At 69.4% G+C, this 26,167-nt stretch carries 25 protein-coding genes; 14 read left to right on the forward strand and 11 right to left on the reverse strand.

Annotation, left to right across the window (positions count from 1 at the left end):
* The first annotated feature begins 101 nt into the window (after positions 1-101).
* The 3 genes from AB0H36_RS19205 (at position 102) to AB0H36_RS19215 (ending at position 3,214) form a co-directional block, all read left to right on the forward strand.
* A complete protein-coding gene (locus tag AB0H36_RS19205; protein ID WP_360524555.1) occupies positions 102-1,271 on the forward strand; it encodes a DNA polymerase III subunit delta' in 1,170 nt (389 codons plus the stop codon).
* Positions 1,272-1,375: 104 nt separating this feature from the next.
* Positions 1,376-2,041, forward strand: a complete 666-nt coding sequence (locus AB0H36_RS19210) for a DUF4190 domain-containing protein (protein ID WP_360524558.1) — start codon at positions 1,376-1,378, stop codon at positions 2,039-2,041.
* 21 nt (positions 2,042-2,062) lie between these two features.
* A complete protein-coding gene (locus AB0H36_RS19215; protein WP_360524561.1) occupies positions 2,063-3,214 on the forward strand; it encodes a DUF4190 domain-containing protein in 1,152 nt (383 codons plus the stop codon).
* 795 nt (positions 3,215-4,009) lie between these two features.
* On the opposite strand, the gene AB0H36_RS19220 is transcribed toward AB0H36_RS19215, so the two are convergent.
* Positions 4,010-4,591, reverse strand: a complete 582-nt coding sequence (locus AB0H36_RS19220; protein WP_360524564.1) for a 3'-5' exonuclease — start codon at positions 4,589-4,591, stop codon at positions 4,010-4,012.
* Between the two features lie 309 nt (positions 4,592-4,900).
* On the opposite strand from AB0H36_RS19220, the gene AB0H36_RS19225 reads away from it, so the two are divergent.
* The 3 genes from AB0H36_RS19225 to AB0H36_RS19235 all read left to right on the forward strand — a co-directional run bounded on the left by AB0H36_RS19225 (position 4,901) and on the right by AB0H36_RS19235 (position 8,171).
* Positions 4,901-5,296 (forward strand): TrmO family methyltransferase, encoded by a 396-nt coding sequence (locus tag AB0H36_RS19225; RefSeq protein ID WP_360524868.1) that lies wholly within the window; start codon positions 4,901-4,903, stop codon positions 5,294-5,296.
* A gap of 260 nt (positions 5,297-5,556) precedes the next feature.
* The gene (gene ricT, locus AB0H36_RS19230; protein WP_360524871.1) at positions 5,557-6,582 is read left to right on the forward strand and encodes a regulatory iron-sulfur-containing complex subunit RicT; all 1,026 of its coding nucleotides are present in this window, start codon (positions 5,557-5,559) and stop codon (positions 6,580-6,582) included.
* A gap of 65 nt (positions 6,583-6,647) precedes the next feature.
* A complete protein-coding gene (locus AB0H36_RS19235; protein ID WP_360524567.1) occupies positions 6,648-8,171 on the forward strand; it encodes an alpha/beta hydrolase in 1,524 nt (507 codons plus the stop codon).
* Here AB0H36_RS19235 and AB0H36_RS19240 read toward each other — a convergent pair.
* A complete protein-coding gene (locus AB0H36_RS19240) occupies positions 8,168-8,797 on the reverse strand; it encodes a hypothetical protein (protein WP_360524570.1) in 630 nt (209 codons plus the stop codon). The genes AB0H36_RS19235 and AB0H36_RS19240 overlap by 4 nt on opposite strands.
* 82 nt (positions 8,798-8,879) lie before the next feature.
* Between AB0H36_RS19240 and AB0H36_RS19245 the strand changes: the two genes are divergently transcribed.
* The 3 genes from AB0H36_RS19245 (at position 8,880) to AB0H36_RS19255 (ending at position 11,603) form a co-directional block, all read left to right on the forward strand.
* The gene (locus AB0H36_RS19245; protein ID WP_360524573.1) at positions 8,880-9,215 is read left to right on the forward strand and encodes a sterol carrier family protein; all 336 of its coding nucleotides are present in this window, start codon (positions 8,880-8,882) and stop codon (positions 9,213-9,215) included.
* 123 nt (positions 9,216-9,338) lie between these two features.
* On the forward strand, positions 9,339-10,625 hold the full coding sequence (locus tag AB0H36_RS19250; RefSeq protein ID WP_360524576.1) for an MFS transporter: 1,287 nt from the start codon (positions 9,339-9,341) through the stop codon (positions 10,623-10,625).
* Positions 10,626-10,637: 12 nt separating this feature from the next.
* Positions 10,638-11,603, forward strand: a complete 966-nt coding sequence (locus tag AB0H36_RS19255) for a hypothetical protein (protein ID WP_360524579.1) — start codon at positions 10,638-10,640, stop codon at positions 11,601-11,603.
* Between the two features lie 43 nt (positions 11,604-11,646).
* Here AB0H36_RS19255 and AB0H36_RS19260 read toward each other — a convergent pair whose 3' ends face one another.
* Positions 11,647-12,264 (reverse strand): TetR/AcrR family transcriptional regulator, encoded by a 618-nt coding sequence (locus AB0H36_RS19260; protein ID WP_360524582.1) that lies wholly within the window; start codon positions 12,262-12,264, stop codon positions 11,647-11,649.
* A 107-nt stretch (positions 12,265-12,371) separates the two neighbouring features.
* Here AB0H36_RS19260 and AB0H36_RS19265 point away from each other — a divergent pair, with 107 nt between their 5' ends.
* Positions 12,372-14,456 (forward strand): MMPL family transporter, encoded by a 2,085-nt coding sequence (locus AB0H36_RS19265; RefSeq protein WP_360524585.1) that lies wholly within the window; start codon positions 12,372-12,374, stop codon positions 14,454-14,456.
* On the opposite strand, the gene AB0H36_RS19270 is transcribed toward AB0H36_RS19265, so the two are convergent.
* Complete coding sequence (locus AB0H36_RS19270) at positions 14,449-15,933, reverse strand: PLP-dependent aminotransferase family protein (RefSeq protein WP_360524588.1); 1,485 nt, start codon at positions 15,931-15,933, stop codon at positions 14,449-14,451. The genes AB0H36_RS19265 and AB0H36_RS19270 overlap by 8 nt on opposite strands.
* A gap of 28 nt (positions 15,934-15,961) precedes the next feature.
* Between AB0H36_RS19270 and AB0H36_RS19275 the strand changes: the two genes are divergently transcribed.
* From AB0H36_RS19275 to AB0H36_RS19285, 3 genes are read left to right on the forward strand one after another with little or no spacing between them, the layout of a single operon-like run.
* Entirely contained in the window at positions 15,962-16,762 is an 801-nt protein-coding gene (locus AB0H36_RS19275; RefSeq protein ID WP_360524591.1) for a methyltransferase, read from the forward strand.
* Positions 16,756-16,911, forward strand: a complete 156-nt coding sequence (locus AB0H36_RS19280) for a hypothetical protein (RefSeq protein ID WP_360524594.1) — start codon at positions 16,756-16,758, stop codon at positions 16,909-16,911. The genes AB0H36_RS19275 and AB0H36_RS19280 overlap by 7 nt, the downstream gene beginning before the upstream one ends.
* Before the next feature lie 31 nt (positions 16,912-16,942).
* Positions 16,943-18,433, forward strand: coding sequence for a CYTH and CHAD domain-containing protein (locus AB0H36_RS19285; RefSeq protein ID WP_360524597.1), 1,491 nt, complete (start codon positions 16,943-16,945; stop codon positions 18,431-18,433).
* Positions 18,434-18,611: 178 nt separating this feature from the next.
* Here AB0H36_RS19285 and AB0H36_RS19290 read toward each other — a convergent pair whose 3' ends face one another.
* The 6 genes from AB0H36_RS19290 to AB0H36_RS19315 form a co-directional block, all read right to left on the reverse strand.
* The gene (locus AB0H36_RS19290) at positions 18,612-18,968 is read right to left on the reverse strand and encodes a PAS domain-containing protein (protein ID WP_360524600.1); all 357 of its coding nucleotides are present in this window, start codon (positions 18,966-18,968) and stop codon (positions 18,612-18,614) included.
* Positions 18,969-19,138: 170 nt separating this feature from the next.
* Positions 19,139-20,761, reverse strand: coding sequence for a cation acetate symporter (locus tag AB0H36_RS19295; protein ID WP_360524874.1), 1,623 nt, complete (start codon positions 20,759-20,761; stop codon positions 19,139-19,141).
* Positions 20,762-20,781: 20 nt separating this feature from the next.
* The gene (locus tag AB0H36_RS19300) at positions 20,782-21,123 is read right to left on the reverse strand and encodes a DUF485 domain-containing protein (protein WP_360524603.1); all 342 of its coding nucleotides are present in this window, start codon (positions 21,121-21,123) and stop codon (positions 20,782-20,784) included.
* Between the two features lie 250 nt (positions 21,124-21,373).
* Positions 21,374-22,936 (reverse strand): cation acetate symporter, encoded by a 1,563-nt coding sequence (locus AB0H36_RS19305; protein ID WP_360524606.1) that lies wholly within the window; start codon positions 22,934-22,936, stop codon positions 21,374-21,376.
* Between the two features lie 20 nt (positions 22,937-22,956).
* Positions 22,957-23,337: a hypothetical protein gene (locus AB0H36_RS19310; protein ID WP_360524609.1), complete on the reverse strand. Its 381-nt coding sequence runs from the start codon at positions 23,335-23,337 to the stop codon at positions 22,957-22,959.
* 1 nt (position 23,338) lies between these two features.
* On the reverse strand, positions 23,339-24,088 hold the full coding sequence (locus AB0H36_RS19315) for a LytTR family DNA-binding domain-containing protein (RefSeq protein WP_360524612.1): 750 nt from the start codon (positions 24,086-24,088) through the stop codon (positions 23,339-23,341).
* A 63-nt stretch (positions 24,089-24,151) separates the two neighbouring features.
* Between AB0H36_RS19315 and AB0H36_RS19320 the strand changes: the two genes are divergently transcribed.
* Positions 24,152-25,084 (forward strand): aldo/keto reductase, encoded by a 933-nt coding sequence (locus AB0H36_RS19320; protein ID WP_360524615.1) that lies wholly within the window; start codon positions 24,152-24,154, stop codon positions 25,082-25,084.
* Here AB0H36_RS19320 and AB0H36_RS19325 read toward each other — a convergent pair.
* A complete protein-coding gene (locus AB0H36_RS19325; protein ID WP_360524618.1) occupies positions 25,074-26,165 on the reverse strand; it encodes a CapA family protein in 1,092 nt (363 codons plus the stop codon). The two genes, AB0H36_RS19320 and AB0H36_RS19325, sit on opposite strands and share 11 nt — an antisense overlap.
* Positions 26,166-26,167 lie beyond the last annotated feature (2 nt).

A 26,167-nucleotide genomic window follows, 5' to 3' on the forward strand; every position in this document is an offset into this window, starting at 1 on the left:
CCTCCGGCGCCGGCGTGGTCATGGGGCTGTAACTCCCGGCCTTCCCTCGTCCCTCCAGTCGCTTCGCTCCCTCCGCTCCTCAGTCCAGGCCGGGAGGCCCCATGACCGTTTGGGACGACCTGGTCGGGCAGGAGCCGGCGGTCGCCGTACTGCAGAAGGCCGTGGCGGGTGCAGAGGCCGGCATGCGCGGGGAGACGGGTGCCGCGGTCGCGGGGATGACTCATGCCTGGTTGATCACCGGGCCGCCCGGGTCCGGGCGGTCGAACGCGGGCCGGGCGTTCGCGGCCGCGCTGCAGTGCGAGAACCAGGGCTGCGGCGAGTGCAACGAGTGCCGTACGGCGCTCACCGGCGCGCACCCGGACGTGTCGCTGATCCGCACCGAGCTGCTGTCGATCCGGGTCAGCGAGATCCGCGAGCTGATCCGCCGGGCCGCGATGAGCCCGACCCAGGGCCGCTGGCAGGTGATGGTCGTCGAGGACGCGGACCGGCTGACCGAGCAGGCCGCCGACGCGCTGCTGAAAAGCATCGAGGAGCCCGCACCACGGACGGTCTGGGTGCTGTGCGCGCCGACCGTCGAGGACGTCGTACCGACGATCCGGTCACGCTGCCGGTTGCTGGTGCTGCGCACACCGCCGGTGGACGCGGTGGCGAACATGCTGATCGGCAAGCACGGCGTCGATCCGGAGCTGGCCGGGTTCGCCGCGCGGGCCGCGCAGGGTCACATCGGCCGGGCCCGGGCGCTGGCGCGCGACGAGGAGGTGCGGGCTCGGCGGACGAAGGTGCTGGAGGTCCCGTTCGCGCTCCGCGACCTCGGCGCCTGTCTGAAGGCCGCACAACAGCTGGTCGAGGCGGCGAAGGACGAGGCGAAGGCCAGTGCGGCGATGGTCGACGAGAAGGAACGCGCCGCACTCGAGCAGGCACTCGGAGTCGGCACGAAGGGCGCCAAGCCCCGGGAAGCGAACGCCGCGCTGAAGGAACTCGAGGATCAGCAGAAGGCCCGGGCCAAGCGGTGGGAACGCGACGTGCTCGACCGGTCACTGGTTGACCTGATGGCCTTGTACCGCGACGTTCTGATGGTTCAGACCCGAGCCGGCGCCGAGTTGATCAACGCCGAGCTCCGATCGAACATCGAGCAATACGCGGGCAGAACCACCCCGGAGCAGACGATTCGAAGGATCGACGCGCTGGCCGCCTGCCGAGAGGCGATCGAGACCAACGTCGCACCCTTGCTGGCTCTCGAGGCGATGACGATCGCGCTGTTCGAAGGGTGACACCTGCGTCCGGTTAGCGGGCAGCGGCTGTAACACCGAGACCGGCCGGTCCGATGTCTGGGTGTCCGGGCAGACCGCTCGGCGCCCTGCCCGAACGGAACTGCATGACGCAACCGCCCCCGATCCAGCCTGCCCGGCCATCCTTGCCGCCGGCCGAGTCCTGGCTCGCGGGTGTACCGACTCCCGCACAGCAGCGCCAGGACCGCTACGCCGTGGCCGCGCTGGTGACCAGCCTGCCCGGGCTGGTCCCGATCGCCGTGGTGCTGGCCGGGATCGCGTTGCGCCGGATCAAGCGGACCGGCAGCCGGGGCAAGCGGCTCGCGTACGGCGCGCTGGCGATCAGCCTGGCCTGGACGGTCGCGATCGCCATCGCGGTCGCCCTGAACCTGTACGGCGAGCGCCGGGCGGGGATCGGCCGTACGGTCGCCATCTCGCAGGTCGCCGTACAGCAGTGCTTCGACGCGGACCTGGAGGCGGAGACGCTGCGAGTGGTGCGGATCGCCGACTGTGCGGTCGCCCACACCGGCGAGGGGTACGCGAAGGTCCGGGCGAACCTGGCCGGGCTCTCGGCCGAGGACAAGGGCACGGTGGCCACCCAGCAGTGCGCGACCGCCTTCAGCGCGTTCGTCGGGAAGTCGTACGAGCAGTCGGAACTGGACATGTACTACGTCGTGCTCGGCGACCGCGCAGTTGCTGACGGCAACGTCCTGTGCCTGCTCGGCATGCCGGGGACCCACTTGACGGGTAGCATGCGCGGGTCGCAGCGGTAGCACCAGCGGGGGACAGCAAACGTGAGCCAACCACCGAACGGACCGGACCAAGGCCGGCCACAGGACACGCCTCGGTCGTTCCCGACGTACGGACGCCCCGGGCAACCACCTCAGCCACCTGAGAGCGGGACGCCGGCGGGGCAGGCGGGGCAGCCGTCCGGCCAGCCGGGGCAGTCTTCGGCCGGGCAGCCAGGGCAGTCGCCTTACGGGCAGTCGGGGCAGCCCTCGTCCGGGCAGTCGGGGCAGTCGCCCTACGGGCAGACGTCCGGGCAGCAGTCGTCCGGGCAGCCCGGGGCGACGCAGTGGGCGGCTCCGGGGCAACCGCACCAGTCGGCGGGGCAGTCGGCGTACGGACAACAGCCCGCGGGGTCGCCTTACGGGCAGCAGCCGGGCGGGTCGCCGTACGGACAGGCGGCGGCTGGGTCGTCGCCGTACGGGCAACCTGGGGCGCAGGCGCCGTACGGGCAGCCTGGGTATCCGTCGGCCGGGTCGTGGCCGACGCCGTACGGGTACGGGTATCCCGGGTCGGACGGTGGCAACAACGGCATGGCGATCGCTTCGCTGGCAACCAGCCTGGGCGGCCTGTGCATCCCCATCGCCGGCCCGGTCGGCCTGGTGCTCGGGATCATCGCGCTGTCGCAGCTCAAGAAGCGCCCCCAGGACGGCAAGGGCATGGCGATCGCCGGTCTGGTGATCGGCAGCCTGATCACCATCGGCTGGCTGCTGTACCTCATCCTGATCGTCGCCCTCGGCGTGATCGGCGCGACCAGCGACGACGACTACGGCGCCCCCGAGCCCAGTTCGTCGTACTCGACCGCGACGACGTACATCGACGACCTCGCCGTCGGCGAGTGCTTCGACGATGCCGACGAGGAGGACGAGGTCGTCCGCCGCCCCTGCGCCGACCTGCACGACGGCGAGATCATCGCCGGCGTCACCCTCCCCGACGGCCCGTACCCCGGCGACCGCGAGGTCGACAAGGCCGGCGAACAGGCCTGCACCACGGAGTTCACCAAGTACGTCGGCTCCACCGTCAAGTCCACCGAGCTGGAATGGGACTACTGGACCCCCACCCGCCAACTCTGGAACGACGAAGACCGCCTCGTCGTCTGCGCCGCCTACGGCCCCGACTTCGACCAACTAACCGGAAGCATCAAAGGCACCAAACGCTGATTCTTCTGCCCCACGCGTGCTACACAGGGACTCCTTCGTCGCCCCTGCTACGCGCGCTCCCACCCACCCAACCTGCTGCGGGCTACCGCCCGCCTCTGCGGCTCCCGCCGCCACCCCGGCTACCGCCGGCCCTGCGCGCTCCTCCGTCGCACGCCCTCGACCACCTGCCCGGCGCATCGACGCCAACAACCGCCTCCCGGCGACCGCCCAGCTGGCGCCCGTCTCCGGCTCCAGTGCCCGCGACGCGGCGTGAGCCAATGGGATGCAGTCGCCTCGGCTGGCAACCGAATACGGGGCGTCGGATATCCGGTGCTGTTGTGCCTTCTCCCTCGATACGCGAGAGGAGAAGGCACAACACGGACGGAGATCCCCTCTTGTGACGGATGTGTGGGGCGCGGGTTGAGCGAGCGCAAGCCATTGGGGTGTTGAGTTGTTGGGGGCTGTCGAGTGGCGGACCGCCGGGCCATCACAATCGGCTGGCGTCGGTGGTGGCAGGCAGGGTGCCGGGTCGTAGGTGGTGATTGTGATGGCCTGGCGGTCCGCATCATCGGGGGATCCTGTTCGCGGGGTGGCATGGGTGCGGTGCGCTCGACCGCCATCGGTCGCGAGGTGGGGCACCAAGCCGACCCACACATCAGACAGGAGAACCGGATATCCCCTACATCAGCCATGTTGATGTAGAGGATTTCCTACGGATCGTTGTGCTGGCAGGGCGAGCTGAGTGCCAGCTTGGGAGCAACTCGGCTTGTCTCGGGTCAAGACGTGCCGATGGTGACGAAGAGGCCGGCGCCGTACTCAGAAGAGAGTCGCGGCCGGTTCATTGGCAGCGGTACCCGTGCGGGCCTTGCGACCCATGGTGTCCAGTAGTTCGGTCAGGGTGAGCGGGGCGCGATCGGGCGGGCTGGCCAGGTGAACCAGGAGGCGGGCGCAGACGATGGCGTCGTACGTTGCACGATGCGGTACCAGGTCGCTTGGTAGGCCGTCGGCCAGTCCGAACGCGTCGATCAGGGCGCCGAGTTTGTAAGAACCGCGGCCGGGGTGGAGCCGTCGGGCCAGCTTCAGGGTGTCGAGGACCTGCGCGGGCTGGAAGCCGGGTAGCTCGCGGCTGACCACGCCGAGATCAACGCGCACGTTGTGGGCGACGAATACCGTGCGGCCAAGCGCTTCACGCAACTGCCCGTCGAGGTCGGCGATCGTGGGAGCTGCGGCGACCATGTCGTCAGTGATCCTGTGGAAGCGTCGCGCCATCGCAGTGATCTGCCGCGGCGGCCGGACCAACCAGGTCTTCGGCGGACCGATTGTGCCGTTTTCGATCGCGACGATCGAGATCTCGACAAGGTCGGGCGGCTGCTGACCGTTGCCTTCGACGTCGACCACGGCGTAGTCGAACTCGGTCCACGGGGCAGTGAGTTCAGCCATTGGTCGTCGCCTCCCATCCGATGTCCGCGCGGCCGTGTCGGTCGCGGTGGTGCGGGTGCCCGGCGTCGTGAACCTGGCTCGCGCTGCTGCCGAACTCGATCAGTGTGCCGTTATCTTGCCTCCGCAGCGAGGTGACACCCTGCTCACCAACCCCAAGCGAAGGATCCTCTCCATGACGCAGCGCGCTATCACGGTCGAACCAGTTGCTCAGGTCGTCGGCGGCCGACCCGATCCGACCGACGACTACTGGGCGGCACTCGCGCCATCCTGCGCATCGACGGCGACCGATTCGACGAACGATCTGTGGCCGGTCTGGAGGCCTTTTCCCACCTCGAGGTCGTGTTCTTCTTTCATCTCACCGACCAGACCGACCTCAACCTCGGCGCCCGCCGACCCCGGGACAACCCCGACTGGCCCGAGGTCGGGGCCTTCGGCCACCGCAATATGCGCCGGATCAACTGGCTCGGCGTCTCCCGTTGCCGCCTGCTGAAGGTCGACGGGCTCGATCTTCACGTCGAGGACCTCGACGCCGTAGACGGCACTCCGGTGATCGACATCAAACCGTGGTTCAGCGAGTTCGGGCCCCGAGGTGCTACCTATCAGCCGGCCTGGACCACCGAGATGCTCACCAGCTACTACGCCCCTGCCGATCCGCAATCTTAGAACGCGTCCACGCCGCACGGCGCAGGTCGCCGTGAGGGGCAGTTGTCCTGCGGACGGGCGCCGGCGTATCACTCGAGTGCGGGTGACGAAGGAGCACGCAGGGGCGGGCGGGAGCCCGCAAACCCCGGCGGCAGCCGGGTAGGGGAAGGACGGCGCTGAGCCGGGGGCGGGTGGGAGCGGGCGGAGCGGGGGCGACGCAGGAGCTGGCGTAGCACGCGTGGGCTCATTATCAGTCGTGCAAGTACGCTGGCCGCGTGGGCATGGTGATGGCGGTGTCGTTCGAGCGGTACGGGCGGCTCTACTACCTGGACCCCGGCCCGCATCGTCCGCGTGTCGGGGACAAGGTGCTGGTTCCGACCGATGACGGGCCTGAGGTGGCCGAGTGTGTGTGGGCGCCGCAGTACGTCACGGAGGAGATCGGCGGGCTGCCGCTGTGTGAGGGGATCGCGACGACCGCGGATCTGGACCGGGATGAGCAGAACCGGCAGCGGCGGGCTGATGCGCGGGTGACGGCGAAGCGGTTGATTCGTCAGCATGGGCTGCCGATGAAGGTGGTCGGGATCGACTTCGTGGATCGCCGCGCGGATGTGGACCAGTTGGTCATCGTGTACTTCTCCGCGCCGCACCGGGTCGACTTCCGGGAGTTGGTGCGGGATCTGGCGCGTGGGCTGCGGGCGCGGATCGAGCTGCGGCAGGTGGGTGCGCGCGACGAGGCGCGGCTGCAGGGTGGGATCGGGCCGTGCGGGCGGGATCTGTGCTGTGCGACGTTCCTGAAGGACTTCGAGCCGGTCAGCGTGCGGATGGCGAAGGACCAGGACCTGCCGCTGAACCCGCTGAAGATCTCCGGCGCCTGCGGCCGGCTGATGTGCTGCCTGAAGTACGAGCACCCGCTCTACCAGGAGTTCAACGCCAAGGCCCCGCCGGCCGGGACGCACGTGGAGACCCCCGCGGGTGATGGAGTGGTGGTCGGACACAACGTGCCGAGCGACACCGTGGTGGTGCGGTTGGCGGCGTCGGGCCGGCGCTGCGCCTGCAGCCGGGCGGACGTCTGCTCGCCGCGCCAGCAGTACGAAGCCTCCAGTACGACGACACCGGACGCCCCGCCGATCGTCGACGTACCGGCAGACGACGTACCCGTGGAGCCCGAGGCCGCGACGGCGACGACCACGCCGACCGCGGAACCCACGGAGATCGCGGCAGCCGAGGAGGCCACGGAGCCGAGGCGAAGGAAGCCGCGGCGGCGCCGGCGCTTGCACCATGACGACGAGGGAGACAGCCCGCAGTGAGTTACCGCACAACGACCACCCCCCGCGCAGGGCTGACCAGCTCCCGGGCCAAGCGAGGGGTTGCTGTGTTTGCGGTTCTCGCGGTGCTGGTGAGCGGCTGTGGGATCGCGAGCCGCGCCCAGGACGCCGGAGCGGAGGGCACGACCGGCTCGACCGGCAGCGGCAGCAACCCGACGAAGGGTCCGGCCGGCCCGATCCCCGCCGGCCTGGAGAAGTTCTACCAGCAGCAGCCGGACTGGGAGCGCTGTGGCTCCAACCAGCAGTGCGCGACCATCGAGGTCCCGCTGGACTACTCGAAGCCGACCGGCGAGACGATCGAGCTCCGGGCCCGCAAGGTGCTCGCGCGGGACCGGGCCGGCAAGATCGGCACGCTGTTCATCAACCCGGGTGGTCCGGGCGCCTCGGGGCAGGAGTTCGCCGCCTCGGCCGGGTTCGTGCTCGGCGCGCAGCTGCTGCGGAAGTTCGACGTGATCGGCTGGGACCCGCGCGGGGTCGGGCAGTCGACGCCGGTGCGCTGCCTGGACACCGCGCAGATGGACAAGTACATCGCGACCGACGGCAGCCCGGACGACGACGCCGAGATCAACGAGCTGAACGAGGAGTCCAAGGTCTTCGCGAACGGGTGCCAGCAGCGCTCCGGTGAGCTGCTGCCGCACGTGTCGACCAAGGACGCGGCGCGCGACATCGACGTACTGCGGGGAATCGTCGGCGATTCCGAGTTGTACTACCTCGGCATGTCGTACGGCACCTACCTAGGTGCGACGTACGCCGAGCTGTTCCCGAAGAACGTCGGCCGCCTGGTGCTGGACGGCGCGGTGGACCCGTCGAAGTCCTCGAAGCAGAACAACATGGCCCAGGCGAAGGGCTTCGACACCGCGCTGGACGCGTTCGCGGAGGACTGCGCGCAGCGGTCGTGCCGACTCGGCAGCACCAAGCAGGAGGTGCTCGCCAAGGTCGACAAGCTGATCAACGACAGTGACGCGACCCCGCTGCCCGGCGACGGGAGGCGTGAGGTCACGCAGGCGCTGGTGGTGCTCGGCGTGATCTACCCGCTGTACGTGAAGGACTTCTGGCCGCGGCTCGAGGACGCGGTCCTGGACGGGCTGGCCGGGAACGGCGCCCGCCTGCTGGCGCTCGCCGACGAGTACACCAGCCGCGAGCCGGGCGGGTACTCGAACAACAGCAACGAGGCGATCTACGCGGTCAACTGCCTGGACCGCCCGGACATCAGCTCGATCGCGCAGGCGAAGGCGGAGGAGCCGGAGTACAAGGCAGCGTCACCGCGGTTCGGGGCCTTCCTGCTCTGGGGCTCGATGGCCTGCGCGAACTGGCCGGTCAAGCCGGAGAACCAGCCGCACGCGATCAAGGCGGCCGGCGCCAAGCCGATCGTGGTCGTCGGCACCACGCGCGACCCGGCGACGCCGTACGAGTGGGCCGTCGGGCTGGCGGGTCAGCTGGAGAGCGGTGTCCTGATCACCCGCGACGGCGACGGGCACACCGGCTACAAGGCCGGCAACGCCTGCGTGGACAACGCCGTGGAGAGCTACCTCCTGCAAGGTACGGCGCCCACCGCCGACATCAAGTGTTAGCTGGGGCGGGTGTCGTTGTCCGCCGTGGGTAGCTGCAACGTTTGAGTGGCCTGCTCGAGGACGGCGCGGAGGGCTGCTTCGTCCTTCGGGCGGCCGCCGACGGTGATCTCGACGGCGGTCTTCTGGCCGCCGTCCTGGGAGATCCAGCGGGACAGGCCCATCCGCGGTCCGCGGGTCTGGTCGACGTACGTGTAGATCAGCGTGCCGTTGTCGCGGCTGATCACCTTGAGGCCCTGCTCGTCGATACTGCGCTCGCGGCTGCCCACCAGTTCGTCCGGCGACTTGCTGCTCCCGCGCGTGTCGAACCGTAGTTGCCAGACCCCGCTCGGGTCGATGAACCGCGGCCGGGTGCCCTCCTGGGCGCTCTTCCACCCGTTCGGGACCTCGGCGGACACCGGGTCGCTCTTGGTGCCGAAGGTCTGCAGCGTGTACTGCAGCGAGTCCGCCTGCAGGCAGTCCGTGCAGGACGGTGTGGTCGGCGCGGGTTGGCTGTTGTTCACGTTCCCAGCCGGGGTGTCGGTCCCCAGCAAGTCCCCGTTGATCGCCAGTACGCCGCCGAACACGGCTACGCCGACGGTCATTCCCGCCAGCGTCATCAGCAGCGCCTGGTGCCTGGGCGTGAGCATCCCGACCTCGCTTCCCTCTTTCCCGCCTGATTATCGACCACGAAGGGGGCGACCCCACAATCCCCGCGTACGCTGGCTCGTCGTGGATCCCGATTTCGCCCAGGCCCTGCAGCGGTACGACGCCGGTACGGCGGATCGCGCGGACCTCAAGCTGCTCACCAAGCAGCTGCTCAAGCTCCTGGTCGCCAAGGCTCCCGGGCACGCGGTCGAGGTCCGGGTCCCGCCGTACGGCGCCGTGCAGTGCATCGAAGGCCCCCGGCACACGCGTGGCACCCCGGGCGCTGTGGTCGAGCTCCCGCCCGAGCTGTGGATCGACCTCGCCCTCGGCCGCACCACCTGGCCGGAGGCCCGGAGCTCCGGCAAGCTCCGGGCCAGCGGCGAACGCACCGACCTCGGCCCGCTGCTCCCACTCATTTGAGCGATGACTCAGCGACCGGCGGTTCCGGACCGGGATGATTGACGCCGTGGGCAACCAATCGGTTCGACGGTAGGGACGAAAAAGGGTTCTTCCCGGAGCGAGGGTGCATGCCACCATGTGCCGGTGTCATCAAGTGTCCGAGAACGGCTTTCCCGGCTCCGCGTCGATCTGACGCCGTGGCGTGGTTCCCGCGACTTCCGCATCCTGGTGATCTCCGGATCGGTGTTCTTTCTGGGCGGCATGGTCGGGTACGTCGCCCTGCCGTACCAGCTGTACCAGTTGACGCACTCGAACTTCGCCGTCGGCGCGATGGGTTTGGTGACGATCGCGCCACTCGTCGTGTTCGGCCTGTACGGCGGTGCGCTCGCGGACCACGTCGACCGGCGGAAAATGCTGATCGGCACCGGGATAGCGCAAGTGGTCATTTGTGCCCTGCTGCTCGCCAACACTCTGCTTTCCAATCCGCAGGTCTGGCTCATTTACGTCTGCGGTGGTCTCAATGCGATCGCGTCGTCACTGCAGCGCCCGAGCCGGGACGCGCTTTTCCCGCGGGTGGTGAAACACAAGGAGATGCCGGCCGCGGTCACGCTGAACGCGCTGACCCTCCAGGTCGGCCAGCTCGCGGGTCCCGCGCTCGGCGGCGTCCTGGTCGCGACCGCGGGTGTCGCCTGGGCGTTCACGGTCGAGCTCGCCGGTTTGGCCGTCGCGACCCTGCTCTACCTGCTGCTTCGCCCGTACAAGGTGAGCGAGCACAGCACGCCGCCGAGCCTGCGCGCGATCGGGGAGGGCATCCGCTACGCCTTCCGCCGCCGGGACCTGCTCGGGACGTACGCCGTCGACATGGTCGGCATGTTCCTGGCGATGCCGATCGTGCTGTTCCCGGCGTTCGCGACCGAGGTGCTGCAGCAGCCGAAACTGCTCGGTCTCCTCTACAGCGCGGAGGCGATCGGCGCGATGCTGGCCACCCTGACCAGCGGCTGGGCCCGACGGGTGCATCACCACGGCCGGGCCGTCGTACTGGCGACCATCACGTGGGGTGCCTCGGTCGGCGTCGCCGGGCTGGCGCCGAACATCTGGTTCGCGATCGCGTTCTTCGGGATCGCCGGCGGCGCGGACATGATCTCCGGACTGTTCCGCTCGGTGATCTGGAACCAGACCATCCCGGACGAGATGCGCGGCCGGCTGGCCGGGATCGAGATGCTGTCCTACTCGCTCGGCCCGCTCGGCGGCCAGTCCCGGTCCGGCCTGGTCGCGGACCTCACCAGCGTCCGGACGTCGATCGTCAGCGGCGGCATCCTGTGCGTCGCCGGCGTGGTCGTGACCGCGGCCTGCCTGCGCGACTTCTGGGGGTACGACGCCCGCACCGACGAACACGCGATCCGCGAAAGGGAGTTGCGCGCGGCGAGTTAGAGTCGACTCACCATGCGTATCCGTCCTGCCCTTCTGGCCGCTGCTCTGCTCGCCGTCGCGGGCTGTGGTGGTCCCGGTAACGAGACCGCGCCGAACGTGCCGCCGCTGGTTTCGGTGAGTACGACGCCGACCCAGACGCCGTCGGAGACACCCTCGCCGAGCACGCCGCCGACCGCGAAGGTCGCGGAGACGCTGTGCGTGCGCATGGACCAGGCGTTGGTGCAGGCGACCCTCGGGACACCGGTGGTGACGCTCCAGACGAAGGTCCCCCCGGCCGATTTCGGCCTGCCGACGTACGACGTCTGCCAGTTCGGGCTGAGCACCAGCCCGAACGGGCCGGTGCTGCGGGTCGGGGTTTCGGTGCTTCCGGCAACGAAGGCGACGCTGGCCGGCGCGCAGAAGGCCTACGCGGCGACGAAGGGTGAGCCGGCCAAGCCCGCGGTCGTGGGCGAGGGCGGGTTCGGGACCAGCACGTTCGTGGTGTTCCTGCTGCAGGGGCGGCTGTACAAGGTCAGCGGACCACCGGCGACTCTGGCGAAGTACGTCGTACTCGGGCAGGAAGTGGTCCGGCAGGCACCCGGGCTGCCGGAGGCGCCGGCGCTGATCGCGCGACCGGACTGTGAGCGGGGGTCGGACGAAGCCGAGAAGGTGATGGGCGCACCGGCGATGGTCCGCCGCGACGGCCAGACCGCGCTCGGCGATCTGGTCTGCGGCTGGGTCAACCCGACCAGCGTGCTCTCCACGTCGGTCCGCCGTACGCCGAACGCGAAGGCGTTGATGGAGCCGATCCGGAAGGCTTCGACGGCGCAGTCGATCCCGCTCGGCGACGAGGCGTACGTCGACACCGCCACCGGCCGGACCACGATCCTGGTCGGCGACGACAAACTGGTCGACCTGGTCCCGCTGCCCGCCCGGGCGATCGACCCGGACACCATGACCGCCTTCGCCCTCGCGATGTCCCCGCTGTACACCCGGTGATGTAGATCTCTACATTGCCCAGCCGGGAGGCCGTGGGTCGGGATCAGTGGGGGTGGGCAGGGGTCTCGAGGGGAGTGAGGTAGCCGACCAGGGCTCGGTTGAGCTCGGTGATCCAGCGGTCGCGGTCGGCGGGTGCGGCGGAGACGATCGTGCCCAGGAGGGCGGCGAAGATCTGGGTGGCCACGGCCGCGGCGGTGTCGCGCTGGTCGGCGGGCAGGTCGGGGACGCGGGCGCCGATGATCTCGGCCACCCGGCCGGTGACGGCCTGCTGCAGGGCGCGGGTCGGGGCGGTGAGCCGGTCCGGGAGGTCGCCGCTGCTGAACAGCGCCTTGAAACCGGGGTTCGCGAGGTTGACCTCGACCATCGGGCGGATCATCCGGTCGACCATCTCCGGCAGCGGCAGCTTCACCATGCTCAGGTCGAAAGCCTGCTCGTGGGCGGCCTTCAGCTCGGCCCGGTAGCGCTCGGCCAGCGCCTCGGCGAGGGCCTCCTTGTTGGCGAAGAACTGGTACAGCGTGCCGGGCGAGACGCCCGCCTGCTTGGCGATCGCGTTGGTGGTCGCCTTCGCGTACCCGACCTCGGCGAACACCACCGCGGCCGCGTCGGTCAGCTGCTCCATCCGCCGCTGCCCGCGCGCCTGCCGACGCGGTTCCTCAGGCATGCGTCACCCCTCGATTGACAAACACGAGCAAATACTCGTATTTTCTTCATACGCGAGCAACTACTCGTGTTCTGTCATCCTACCGCCGCCTGCCCGGAGGTTCCCCCATGCCCGAAACCGCCCCCGCCCATCCGACGCAGGCCGGTCTGCTCGAGCGGCTCGGTCGGTTTGCCGTACGGCGACGGCGCCTGGTCGTCGCGTTGTCGGGTGTTCTGACCGTTCTGGTGCTGGCGATCGCCGCCGGCGCTCTGAATGCCCTGTCGTTGTCCCGGATCGCCGACTCCGCGTCGGAGTCCGATCGGGCGCGTCGCGTCCTCGACACCCAGTTCCAGACCGGCCCGCCCAACCTCGCGTTCCTGGTGACGGCTAGCGGGAGCGTCGACGACGCCAAGGTGCGAGCCGAAGGGCTCGCGCTGACCGAGGAGATTGCCGACCAGGCCGGCGTCGCGGAAGCGGCGTCGTACTGGTCGCGCGAGAACAGCCCGGCGTTGCGGAGTGAGGACGGGCGGCAGGCGCTGGTGCTCGTTCGGGTGCCGGGCGAGGTGAACGAGGCGCGGGCTCGGGTCGGCGAGCTTGCGCAGGAGTTTGCCGGGCAGCGCGGCGGGATCTCGGTTGAGGCGGGTGGGCAGGACGAGGTGTTCCGGGAGATCGGGGCGCAGGCGCGGGAGGACTTCCTGCGGGCGGAGGTGATCGTGCTGCCGATGGTTCTGGTGCTGCTCGTGCTGATCTATCGACGGGTGTCGCTGGCACTGGTGACCCTCGGCGTCGGGATCTTCGCGGTCGGCGGTGCGCTGGCCGGGCTACGGGCGATCGCCGCGTTCACCGAGGTCTCCACCTTCGCCGCGAACCTCTCCCTGGTCATGGGTCTAGCCCTCGGCGTTGACTACTGCTTGTTCGTGATCGCACGCTACCGCGAGGAGTTGGCGCACGGCGCAGAAGTCGGCGACGCGGTGGTAACGGCAGTGCGCACGGCCGGTCGGACGGTGTTCTTCAGCGGCCTGACCGTCGCGATGTCGTTGCTCGCCCTGCTGCTGTTCCCGCTGCCCTTCCTGCGTTCCTTCGGGTACGCCGGAGTGCTGGTCGTCGCCTCCGCACTCGTCGGCGCCCTGGTGATCCTCCCGGCCGCCCTCGCCCTCCTCGGCCACCGAGCCGCCGGGCCAGTTGCCCAACGCAAGAGAACAGGCTGGTTCCGGCTCGCGCACTACGTCATGCGTCGACCAGTCCTCACCGGCGGCGCGATGCTCGCGCTGATCTTGTTGCTCGCGGCACCGGCTCTCGGTCTGCGACTCGGCCTCCCGGACGCCCGGATCCTGCCGGCCGACGCGAGCAGCCGGATCATGGCCGACCAGGTCCGCACCAACTTCGGCCAAGAGGAGTCCGACGCCCTGTACGTCGTCATGCCGGACACGTCTCAGTCCGCTGCGCTTCCGCCGTACGCCGAGAAGTTGTCGAAGCTGGACGGGGTCGCGCAGGTCGACACGTACTCGCGGAACGGTGGCGCCTACCTGACCGTCACGCCGACCCAGGAGGTGCTGGAAGGGGACGTCGGCGGCTGGGTGGAGCGGGTGCGTGCGGTGGATCCGCCGTACGACGCGATCATCGGCGGGACTCCGGCCGAGATGGTCGATTGGCGGTCGGCGTTGACCGAGCGGATCCCGTTGGTGTTCGGGCTGATCCTGCTGCTGAGCTTCGCGGTGCTCTGTTTCGCGACGGGCAGTGTGCTGCTCCCGCTGAAGGCGACCGTGCTGAATCTGCTCAGCCTGGCGGTGATGTTCGGCGTGATGGTGTGGGTCTTCCAGCAGGGCAACCTGTCCGGGCCGCTCGGGTTCACGGCGACCGGGGTGCTGGAGGCGAGTATGCCGATGCTGATGTTCTGCATCGTCTACGGGCTGTCGATGGACTACGAGGTGTTCATCGTGTCGCGGATCCGGGAGGAGTATCGGCGGACGGGGGACACGGTCGGGGCGGTGGCGACGGGGTTGCAGCAGTCGGCGCCGTTGGTGACGACGGCGGCCGTCGTACTGGCGCTGTCGTTTGCGGTGTATGCGACCGGCGGGGTCGTCTACCTGAAGATGATCGGGATCGGGATGGCTGTGGCCGTGCTGGTGGATGCGACCGCGATCCGGGGTGTGCTGCTGCCAGCGTTCATGAAGCTGGCTGGTCGCGCGAACTGGTGGAGCCCGGTCACATGACGTCGGCGATGGTGGCGATGGCTTCGGTGAGATCGGTGGGCGTGCGGGCGGCGTACCCGAGGACGAGGCCGGGAGCGTGCGGGAGCTGGCAGTGCCAGGAGAGCGGGTGAGTCTTCACGCCCTTCTGCAGCGCGGCCGCGGCGAGCTCGACGTCGTTCACCGAGGCCTCGAAGGTGATGGTCAGGTGGAGGCCGGCGGCGGCGCCGTGGACGGTTGCGGTGGGCAAGTAGTTCGCGACGGCCCGCACCATCGCGTCGCGGCGGGTGCGGTGCCGGCGGCGGAGGAAGCGGAGCTGGCGTTCGAGCTCGCCGGACTCCATCAGGTGTGCGAGCGTGAGCTGGGGCAGCGCGGCGTTGCCGAGGTCGGCCAGGCGCTTCATGTCGATCAGGTCGTCCTTGTACGACGCCGGCGGCAGCATCCACCCGATCCGCAGCGACGGCGCGAGCAGCTTCGACACGCTGCCCGCGTAGATCACCTGGTCGGCCAGCATCGCGCGCAGGGCCGGAACCGGCGGCCGGTCGTACCGGTGCTCGGCGTCGTAGTCGTCCTCCATGATCAACCCGCCCTCGGCCGCCCACTGGATCAGCTCGCGCCGCCGTTCACCGTCCAGTACGACGCCAGTCGGAAAATGGTGCGCGGGTGTCGCCATCACCACGCGGGCGCCGGACTCGCGCAGGAGGTCGACCCGGAGGCCGCCGTCGTCGACCGGGATCGGCGGGGTGTCGAGACCCCAGTTCTGCAGGTGCTGGCGGGAGCCGAGTGAGCCGGGATCCTCGACCGCCATCTCGGTGATCCCGCGGGACCTGAGGACCTGCGCGACCAGGCCGATCGCCTGGGATACACCGGCCACGATGATCAGGTCGTCGGGGTGCGCCGTCACGCCCCGGTTGCGCGCGAGCCAGTTCGCCACGGCCCGCCTGAGCGCGGGCGTGCCGGCCGGGTCGCCGTACCCGAACTCCGCTGATTCCAGATCACTCAAGACGGCCCGCTCGGCCTTCAGCCAGGCGGCCCGCGGAAACGCAGCCAGATCCGGCACCCCAGGCGTCAAATCAATCCGAGCCGGCGCCGCCCGCAAGACATCGAACACATCGAGCCCCGGCCCACTCGCCACCGTCTCCGCCGTGTCCGGCGCCGCGCTGCGGTGTCGGTGCGAGGGCTGCGAGGCCCGCCGGGAGGCCGGCCCGGGGGAGGTGACTACTACCGTGCCGGCGCGGCCGCGGCCGGATACGTGGCCGTCTTCGGTCAGGCGTTGGTAGGCCTCGGTGACGACGCCGCGGGAGACCTGGAGCTCGGCGGCGAGGACTCGGGTGGCAGGGAGGCGACTGCCGATGGGCAGGCGGCCGTCGGAGATTGCCGCTCGGAGATGCTCGGTCAGCCAGCTCGACAGGCCGCCCGGCGGCGCGTCCGCCGGGTCCAGCTGGAGGAAGTCGGCTCCTGGTTTGGACCGACCACTTTCGCCCTGATTGGACCTGTTCACTGGACCATTGTGGCGGCAACTTGGAGGTATGGGAACTGACTACGTGCACGGCTACACCCCCGCCGAGACCCGCCGGCTGACCGACCAGGCGCAGACTCTCGCCGACCTCCTGCACGCCGGGACCGCCTACCCGGCCGGCAGCCGGGTGCTCGAAGCGGGCTGTGGGGTCGGCGCGCAGACGGTCCAACTGGTGACTCGCAGCCCGGGCATCGATCTCGTCTCCGTCGACATCTCCGAGGAGTCACTCGCCCAGGCCAAGGCACGCGTCAGCGCCGCGGCCCCCGACGCCCGCGTCGACTGGCGGCTCGCCGACCTGCACGAACTCACCGGCGAGTTCGACCACGTCTTCCTTTGCTTCGTCCTCGAGCACCTGGCCGACCCGCACGACGCGCTCGTCCGGCTCGGCAGCCTGCTGAAGCCGGGCGGCACGATCACCGTGATCGAGGGCGACCACGAGTCCGCCTTCTTCCACCCGAGGAGTACGGCGGCGCAGGCAGTCATCGACTGCCTCGTCGACCTCCAGGCCGAGGCCGGCGGCGACTCACTGATCGGCCGCCGGCTGCAGCCGTTGCTCAAGGACGCCGGGTACGACGACGTCCGCGCCTGGCCGTGCACCGTGTACGCCGACGAGACCCTGCCGCACCTGGTCGACGGCTTCACCCGCAAGACGTTCATCGCGATGGTCGAGTCGGTCCGGGACCGCGCGATCGCCGCCGGGATGCGCACACCCGCCGAATGGGCCCAAGGCATCCGTGAACTGTCGAAAGCCGCCGAGACCGGCGGCACCTTCCACTACACCTTCTTCAAATCGGTAGGCCGAAAATGCTGATCCTGCTGCTGTTCCTGGTCCTGATCGCCTGGGCCCTGCAACTCAACCACGACCGCCAGACCTGGCCGTCCACGCCAGGCACCGCGCGCAACGCCGTACCCGATCGTGATCTGCAACGGTTGGTGGCCGATCTGCAGGCGCTGCGCTGACCAGTTCATGAACACCTGGTAAACAAGGAGGATGGCAACCAGCGAACAGCTCGAGATCGAGAGCAAGTACGACGTCGACGAGAGCGCGAGCCTGCCCGCGCTGCACGAGTTGCCCGGGGTCGCGAGTGTCGCGCAACCGGTCGAGCTGGACCTGGAGGCCGTGTACTACGACACCGACGCGCTCGACCTGGCCGCGAACAAGGTGACGTTGCGGCGGCGGACCGGCGGCGAGGACGACGGCTGGCACGTGAAGCTGCCGGTCTCGTCCGGCGAGCGGCTCGAGGTCAGACAACCGCTCGGCCGGTCGAACGCCAAGGTGCCGATCGCGTTGATTCGCATGGTGCGGGTGCACGTCCGCGACCACGAGCTCGTCCCGGTGGTCACGCTGACCACCAAGCGCATCGTGTACAAGCTGCTCGGCGAGGACGGGGAAGTGCTGGCGGAGCTTGCCGACGACCGGGTCACCGCGACCGTCGAGGGCGGCGAGCCGGAGAGCTGGCGGGAGTGGGAGGTCGAGCTCGTCGGCGGTGAACGTTCGCTGCTCGAGGACGCCGAGAAGGTCCTGCTGTCCGCCGGCGCGCAGCCCGCGGCGGGGCCGAGCAAGCTGGCGCGGGCGCTGGGCGATCGGGTGCCGACTCCGACTGTGTGGGAGCTGCCGTCGAAGCCGCGCACGTCGGACCTGTTCCGTGAGTACGCCGGTACGCAGGTCCAGGCGATCCGGGAGCGGGACCCGGAGGTGCGGCGTGACGTCCCGGACTCGATCCACAAGTTCCGGGTCGCGACGCGGCGGCTCCGCTCGGCGCTGGCGACGTACCGGCCGGTGGTCGACCGTGAGGCAGGGGACCGGATCCGGGACGAGCTGAAGTGGCTCGCCGGTGAGCTCGGGGTCGCGCGGGACGCCGAGGTGCAGCGCGAGCACTTCGCCGCGACAGTTGCTGAGCAGCCGGCCGAGCTGGTGATGGGGCGGGTCGCTGGGCGGATCGACGATCATCTGCGGGGTGTCTACAGGGAGGGACGGGCCGGGGCGCTTGTCGCGTTGGAGAGTGAGCGGTACTTCCGGCTGCTGGATGCTCTCGATCGGCTGATCGCCAACCCGCCGCTGGTGGGTGACGACCGGAAGGCGAAGAAGCAGATCGGCGACTTGCTCGACCACGACTGGAAGCGGATGCGGAAGGCAGTGCGCCGGTCGAAGGTGGCCGAGACGACGGCTGAGCAGGACCACGAGCTGCACGAGGTCCGCAAGGCAGCCAAGCGACTCCGGTACGCCGCGGAGTCCGCCGTACCTGTCCAGGGTGACGATGCCGCTGACCTCGCCGCTCGGGCCGAAGATGTCCAGGAAGTGCTCGGGGCGCACCAGGACTCGGTCGTCTCCCGCGACCTCCTGCGCCAGCTCGCCGTCCAGGTCCACCTCGACGGCGGCAACGCCTTCACCTTCGGCCGCCTGCACGCCGCCGAAGAACACCGCGGCATCCAGTCCCGAGAAGACTTCTACACCCTCTGGCCAAAACTCAAACTGGGCTGAGGTACATCCCACGCGGCGCTCGTCGCAGCTCCTTCGTCGCCGCACTACGCCGCCCCGCTCCCACCCACCCCGACGCACGCGCTTATCGCGCTTCACCTACGCGCTACCGCGCGTACTCGACCGCCCCGTGGTCCCGCCAACCCGCCCTCGTCGAGCCGACCGTGGTGGTGGCGAGAGGTTACAGCGGCTCGATGGACTCCGAGGGGCCTTGGTCGGGGGTGAAGGCTGAGAAGGCTCCTAGTACTTGGCCTCGGCTGTCGTGGATTACGTTGAGGTGGACTTCCAGGCGGATGGTGTGGCCGTCTTTGTGGAGGGCTGGGACGTTGAAGGAGCCGTGGTCTACGACGCCGTCGGACAGGTTCATGGCGGCGCGGTAGCCGATCCAGTGGCGTTCTCGGTAGTCGGGCGGGACGATGAGGTCCAGGGTGGCTCCGAGGGCGTCGTCCTCGGTGAAGCCGAACAGGTCGGTCATGCCAGAGTTCCAGTACCGGATCACGCCGGTCGGATTCGCGAAGATCACTGCAGGGTCAGCCATGTCTCGACGCTAGGCAGCCGCACCGTCTGGCGTCGACGACGTGCTCCCCACACATCGCGCCAGAGGAACAGAAAGACGGGCCCGGCGGGAGGGTCCGGGCCCGTCTTCAGGGGCGGGGGTGGGGCTGTCAGGCAGGATCGCGTTTGGTCAGCAGGGCCTGCCTGACAGGTTCAGTGCTGTACGGCCTTCTCGGCGCCTGCTCCGGTGAGGGAGCGGACCTCCATCTCGGCGTACTTGTCGACGTCGGTCTGCTCCTTGCTGGTGACCGTGCCGAGCCAGCCGAGCAGGAACGCCAGCGGGATCGAGACGATGCCGGGGTTGTCCAGCGGGAACCAGTGGAAGTCGATGCTGGTGTCGGTGATCATCGACAGGCTGGCGCCGGTCTTGGCGTCGACCTTGCCGGAGACGACCGGGCTGAACGCGATCAGCAGGATCGCCGAGCCCAGGCCGCCGTAGATGCTCCAGAGCGCGCCACGGGTGTTGAACCGCCGCCAGAACAGCGAGTACAGGATGGTCGGCAGGTTCGCGCTGGCCGCGACCGCGAACGCGAGCGCCACCAGGAACGCGATGTTCTGGCCGTTGGCGAAGATGCCGCCGATGATCGCGACCGCGCCGATCACCAGTGCGGTGATCCGGGCGACCCGGACCTCGCCGTCGGCGTTGACCTGGCCCTTCTTGATCACCTGGCCGTAGACGTCGTGGGCGAACGACGTACTCGCGGTGATCGTCAGGCCGGCCACGACCGCCAGGATGGTGGCGAAGGCGACCGCGGAGATGACACCGAGCAGCAGCTCACCGCCGAGCTCGAAGGCCAGGAGCGGGGCGGCCGAGTTCGCCTTGCCCGGGGCGGCCCTGATCGCGTCCGGGCCGACGAGTGCGGCGGCGCCGTACCCGAGGACCAGGGTGAACAGGTAGAAGATGCCGATGATCCAGATCGCCCAGCTGACGCTGCGGCGGGCTTCCTTCGAGTTCGGCACCGTGTAGAAGCGCATCAGCACGTGCGGCAGACCCGCAGTGCCGAGGACCAGGGCGAGCGCCAGCGAGATGAAGTCCAGCTTGCTGATGCCGGTCGCGCCGTACTGCAGGCCGGGGTTCAGCAGCTTCTCACCGGCCGCCGGGCTGCGGTCCACCGCGGCGCCGAGCAGGCTGGACAGGTTGAACGTGTACTTCGCCAGCACCCACAGCGTCATCAGGCCGGCGCCGAGCACCAGCAGGACGGCCTTGATGATCTGCACCCAGGTGGTGCCCTTCATGCCGCCGACCAGGACGTAGGTGATCATGATGATGCCGACCACGGCGATCACCAGGCTCTGCCCGGCCCGGCTGTCGATGCCGAGCAGCAGGGCGACCAGACCCCCGGCGCCTGCCATCTGCGCCAGCAGGTAGAAGAAGCAGACGCCGAGGGTCGAGATCGCGGCCGCCATCCGGACCGGCCGCTGCTTGAGCCGGAACGACAGTACGTCGGCCATCGTGAAGCGGCCGGTGTTCCGGAGCAGCTCGGCGACCAGCAGCAGGGCCACCAGCCATGCCACCAGGAAGCCGATCGAGTAGAGGAAGCCGTCGTACCCGTTCAGGGCGATCGCGCCGGCGATGCCCAGGAAGGACGCGGCGGACAGGTAGTCGCCGGCGATCGCGACGCCGTTCTGCGGGCCGGTGAAGGACCGGCCGCCGGCGTAGAAGTCGGCCGCGGTCCGGTTGTTCCGGGACGCCTTGATCACGATCGCCAGGGTCGCCAGCACGAACAGCGCGAAGATGGCGATGTTGACGGTCGGGTTGCCGATGTCGGTTGCCATCGGCAACAGCAGGGGTGCGCTCACTGGTCGGCTCCCTCGATCTGGTGGCGAAGCCTCTCGGCGTCGGGATCGACCCGCTTGTCGGCCCAGCGGACGTAGGTCATCGTGATGGCGAACGTCGACACGAACTGACCGAGGCCGAGCAACAGCGCGACGTTGATGTTGCCGCCGATCTTGGTGGACATGAAGTCCGGGGCGTAGGCGGCGAGCAGCACGTAGAGGAAGTACCAGACCAGGAACAGGCCGGTCATCGGGAACACGAAGCGCCGGAACCGGCGACGCAGGTCGGAGAAGTCAGGCGAAACCTGAACGTCCCGGTACGTCGTCAGCCCCGAGTCGCCCGTGGGTCGCGTATCACTCATCCGCGTCCTCGCTTCGCTCCGGGCGCGGCTGAGGTACGAGTCACACTGTGTTTGATGATGAGCTCGCTTCGCTCGCTCATGCACGGACCTCCAGACGGAATCGAGCCGGGCGGAGTGACCGGCAGGGGGTTGCTGGTCCGTACTGTGTCCCCGGTCACGCGCCAGGAGACAGCACCCACGAGCATCGAGCGCTCAGCGGACCACACCAGTCGTTCGGTGGATCACTGTCCTGCGACGAGCGGTCGAATCCTCACGACGAGCGGTACGGCGACAGCGGCAGACCGCGGTCGACGTCGACGGCCTCGGGGGTGTGCAGGCGGACCATGCTGCGGGCGGTGCCGGCCGGGATCTTGTCGGGGGTCAGCTTGGACACCACGATCACGGTGAGGAACGCGAGCGGCATCGTCCACGCGGCCGGTTGGCCGACGAGGGCCTGCGGCCAACCGCTCTCCGGGCCGCCGATCACGTTGACGAGAGCGGCGGCACTGGCCGCCACCCCACCGACGACGAGACCGGCGGCCGCGCCGGTCGTGGACATCCGCCGCCACCAGATCCCCAGCACCAGCAGGGGACAGAACGTCGACGCCGCGACGGCAAACGCTAGCCCGACCGTGTCCGCAAGACTCAACGACCCCGTCAACTGGAACGCGAGATATGGCACGCACATCGACAGCAGCGCCGCGATCCGGAAGCTGTTCACCGCGACGTAGTCGCCGCCCGTCCACCGGTGCAACCGGCTCCGCAGCAGGTCCTGGTCGATCACCCCGGCGATCGCCACGGTCAGCCCCGACGACGTCGACAGGAACGCCGCGAACGCCCCGGCCGCGACCAGCGCCCCGAGCAGATCCCCTGCTGTACCAGGGAAAATCCGTCCCGGCAGCTCCAGTACGACGGTATCCGCGCCACTCCCGACCAGGTCCGGCGCGAATGTCCGCCCGAGGATCGCGTACATCGGCGGGAACAGGTAGAACGTCCCCAGCAGCGCCAGTACGACGACCGTCGTACGGCGTGCCGCCCGTCCGTCCGGGTTCGTGTAGAAGCGGACCAGCACGTGCGGCAGGCCCATCGTTCCGAAACAAAGGGCCAGGAGCAACGAGTACGTCGCGTACAGCGGGTGGTCCCGGCCGCCCGCGGTGGACAGCGGCTCGGCCCACTCCGCGCCGGCACCCTGCAGTGAGGACAGTACGCCGACCGAGTGGTCGAGGGATCGCCACCCGATCAGGATGACGAAGATCGGCGCGGCCAGGGCAGTGAGCTTCAGCCAGTACTGGAACGCCTGGACGAAGGTGATCGAACGCATGCCACCGGCGGCGACGTTGATCACCACGATCACCGCGACCACCGCGGCGCCGACGTCGGGCGGCGCACCCGTGACCGTCTGCAGGGTGAGGCCGGCGCCGTGAAGCTGAGGCAGCAGGTACAACGTGCCGATGCCGACCACGAGACCCGAGCAGATCCGCCGTACGACGGCCGACTCGAAACGGCTCTCGGCGAAGTCGGGCAACGTGTACGCACCCGATCGGCGCAGCGGTGCGGCGACGAGGACGAGCAGCATCAGGTAGCCGACCGTGTAGCCGACGGAGAACCAGAGCATGTCGGCGCCGTTCACCAGCACCAGCCCGGCGACGCCGAGGAACGAGGCCGCGGACAGGTACTCGCCGCTGATCGCGGACGCGTTCCACCGTGGCGTCACCACCCGGCTGGCGACGTAGAAGTCACTGGTCGTCCGGGAGATCCGCAACCCGAACAGGCCGATCCCGATCGTGGCCACGATCACCAGCGCGATCGCCGTCAAACTCGTTGCCGGCGACATCTAGTGCCTCCCGGTGGGCACTATTTCCGCCCGACGAACTCGGTGAACTCGGCCTCGATCCGCTCGGCGTTGCGGACGTAGATCCGGGCGGCGACGTAGACGACCGGGTAGACCACGATGCCGAGGATGACCCAGGGCAGCGGCACGCCGAAGACGTCGAAGGTGCGGGTGGCGGGGACCAGCGCGAACAGCAGCGGGATGCCGCCGAGGACGACGGCCGCGCCGGCGATGACGGCGAGCGCGAGGCGGAGCTGGGACTGGATCAGCGAGGACATGTAGACCTCGCCGAGCCGGGTCTGCTCGTCGATCTCGCGGGTGCCGGTCGGGATGATCGGGCGCCGGGCCGCGCTCGTTCGCGGGCTGGTGACCCGGACGCGGCGCGGTCCTTCCGGCGTACTCATGTCAGCCACGCAGTGACGTCGACCGGACCAGCAGGTCGCGGAGCTCGCGGGTGTGGCGGCGGCTGACCGGCAGCCAGTCGCCGCCGACGCGGACCGCGCACCGGCCGCCGTCGACGCGCATCTCGTCCACGTGCGCGAGGGCGACGAGGGTACTGCGGTGGATCCGGGTGAAGCCGGCGTCGCGCCAGCGTTCCTCCAGCGTGCTGAGCGGGATCCGGACCAGGTGCGAGTTCTGCCCGGTGTGGAGGCGGGCATAGTCGCCCTGTGCCTCGACGTACCGAACCGTCGAGCGCTGGACGAACCGGGTGACGCCGGCCAGCTCGACCGGGATCACCTCGTCCTCGGTCTCCTCCGGGGACTGCAGCGCGGCCGGTGCGCCGGCGGTGAGGACCCGGCGGACCGCCTCTGCCAGCCGCTCGGCCCGGACCGGTTTCATCACGTAGTCGGTCGCCTGCAGCTCGAACGCAGCCACCGCGTGCTCGTCGTACGCGGTGACGAAGACGATCTGCGGCCGTGGCTGGCGGAACTTGGACAGCACGCTGGCCAGGTCGATGCCGTCCAGGCCGGGCATCTTGATGTCGCAGAACACCACGTCCAGGTCCGCGGCCTGCAGGATCTTCAGGGCGTCCGGACCGTTCGACGCGGTCCGGATCTCGCCGATCCGGTCGTCCCGCGACAGCAGGTACACCAGCTCGGCCAGGGCGGGCTCCTCGTCGTCCGCGACCAGCGCGCGCAGGGGAGTGTCGGCCATGCCCACACACTAATGCCAGCCGATCGCGATTTGGAGCTACTGTTGAACCGCTGAGGTGACCGGATGAGCACGCTGTCGATGACACTGGGGCAGACGGACATTCGTGTGTCCCGGCTCGGTGTCGGCGCGATGGTGTGGGGTGACATGTCGACCGCGCCGCGCTGGAACCCGGCCCGGAACGCCTACGGGCCGACCAGCACGGCCGAGGAGCAGGCAGCGGCGCTGGGCGTGAGCCTGAAGGCGGGACTGAACTTCATCGACACCGCCGCGATGTACGGCAAGGGTGCGTCCGAGCGCAGGGTCGGTGAGCTCACGGCAGGGCGGGACATCGTCGTGGCGACCAAGTTCCCGTCCGGCTTCTTCTCCCGGACGAGCAGCCTGCCGGCCACGCTGGACGGGAGCCTCGAACGACTCCGCCGTACGACGGTCGACCTGTACCAGGTGCACTTCCCGAGCCGGTGGATGTCGATCACGGCGTTGATGGACCTGATGGCCGACGCCGTCGAGGCCGGCAAGGTCCGAGCGGTGGGCGTAAGCAACTACAGCGCCGACCAAATGCGTACGGCGCACGCTCAGCTGGCTCGCAACGGGTTGGCGCTGGCCTCCAACCAGGTCCAGTATTCGCTGCTGCACCGCAACCCGGAGACGGACGGCGTGCTCGACGCCTGCCGAGAGCTGGGGGCCACTCTGATCGCCTACATGCCGCTGGCTTCGGGGGCGCTCACCGGCAAGTACTCGGCCGACAACCGACCAGCGGGCTGGCGGCGATACAACCGGGCCTTCAGCAGCGACAGGCTGGCCCGTCTGGTCGAGCTGCTGCGGGAGATCGGTGATCGGCACGACCGGAGTCCCAGTCAGGTCGCACTGCGCTGGCTGATCCAGCAGGACGGCGTACTGCCGATCGCAGGCGCCAAGAACGCGAACCAGGCCGCCCAGAACGCCGGGGCGCTGACGTTCACCTTGGACGACGCGGAAGTCGAGGCGCTCAGCAAGTGAGCTCGAGCAGCCCGTCCTCGTAGAGCTTGAATCGGGTGCCGTAGCGGCGACATACGCGGTTGAGCGTTCGGCACAACCACTCGGAGTCCTCGGCCGTTGCCGGGCGCAGCCGGAGGTGGTGGGTCTGCAGCGGCGCCAACCGCAGCCCGGTCAGCCGGCCGGTCGTGGATTCCACCGTCGCGAGGAACAGCAGACGCAGGTCGTCGCGGTATTGCTCGTAGCCGCTGATGCCCTCGTAGTCGTCGATCAGGTCGCCGCAGCTGTAGAGCACCAGCCGGTCCCGGTAGATCTCGATCGGCCGGGGATGGTGTGCGGAGTGTCCGTGCACGACATCGACGCCGCCGTCGATCAGCCGGTGCGCGAAGCGCGTCTGTCCGGCCGCGACGGCGTACCCCCAGTTGGATCCCCAGTGCACCGAGACGATGGCGACATCGCGGCCGCGCTTGACCTGCGACACTCGCGCGATGATCGCATCGGCGGTGTGCTCGGACAGATCAGGCAGCACGGCGATGCCGGGGCGGGTCGCCGTCGCCGCCCAGCCCTTCGGTACGCCGCTGGACGTCGCACCGAAGGCGAACACCACCACCCGGCCGCCGTCGGCCGGCAGCAGGGCGGGCTGGACCGCCGCGGTCGCGTTGCGGCCCGCGCCCGCGACTGCGACCCGTGCCCGGCGCAACGCGTCGAGGGTCTCCTCGAGTCCGCCGACGCCGAAGTCGAGGATGTGGTTGTTGGCGAGCGAGCAGAGGTCCAGCCGGGCAGCCGACAGCGCGGCTACGTTGTCCGGGTTCATTCGGTAGTGGATCCCTTTGCCGGCCGCGAAGTGGTCGCTCCGGGTGACGCTGGTCTCCAGGTTCACCAGCCGTACGTCGGGCCGGAAGCTGTCGAGGATCGCCAGGGCGTCTCCCCACGGCCAGGAGTAGCCGACCGGCGAGGGGATCGGACCGTTCAAGGCCTCGGCCAGCGCGACGTACGTCCGGGCATCGTGGACCGAGCGTTCCCGCAGTACCGGGTCGCCCGGATGCGGCAGGATCTGGTCGACGCCCCGGCCGAGCATCACATCGCCGCCCAAAAACAGCCGCACGG

The organism is Kribbella sp. NPDC050820, assembly GCF_040653975.1.
Taxonomy (GTDB): domain Bacteria; phylum Actinomycetota; class Actinomycetes; order Propionibacteriales; family Kribbellaceae; genus Kribbella.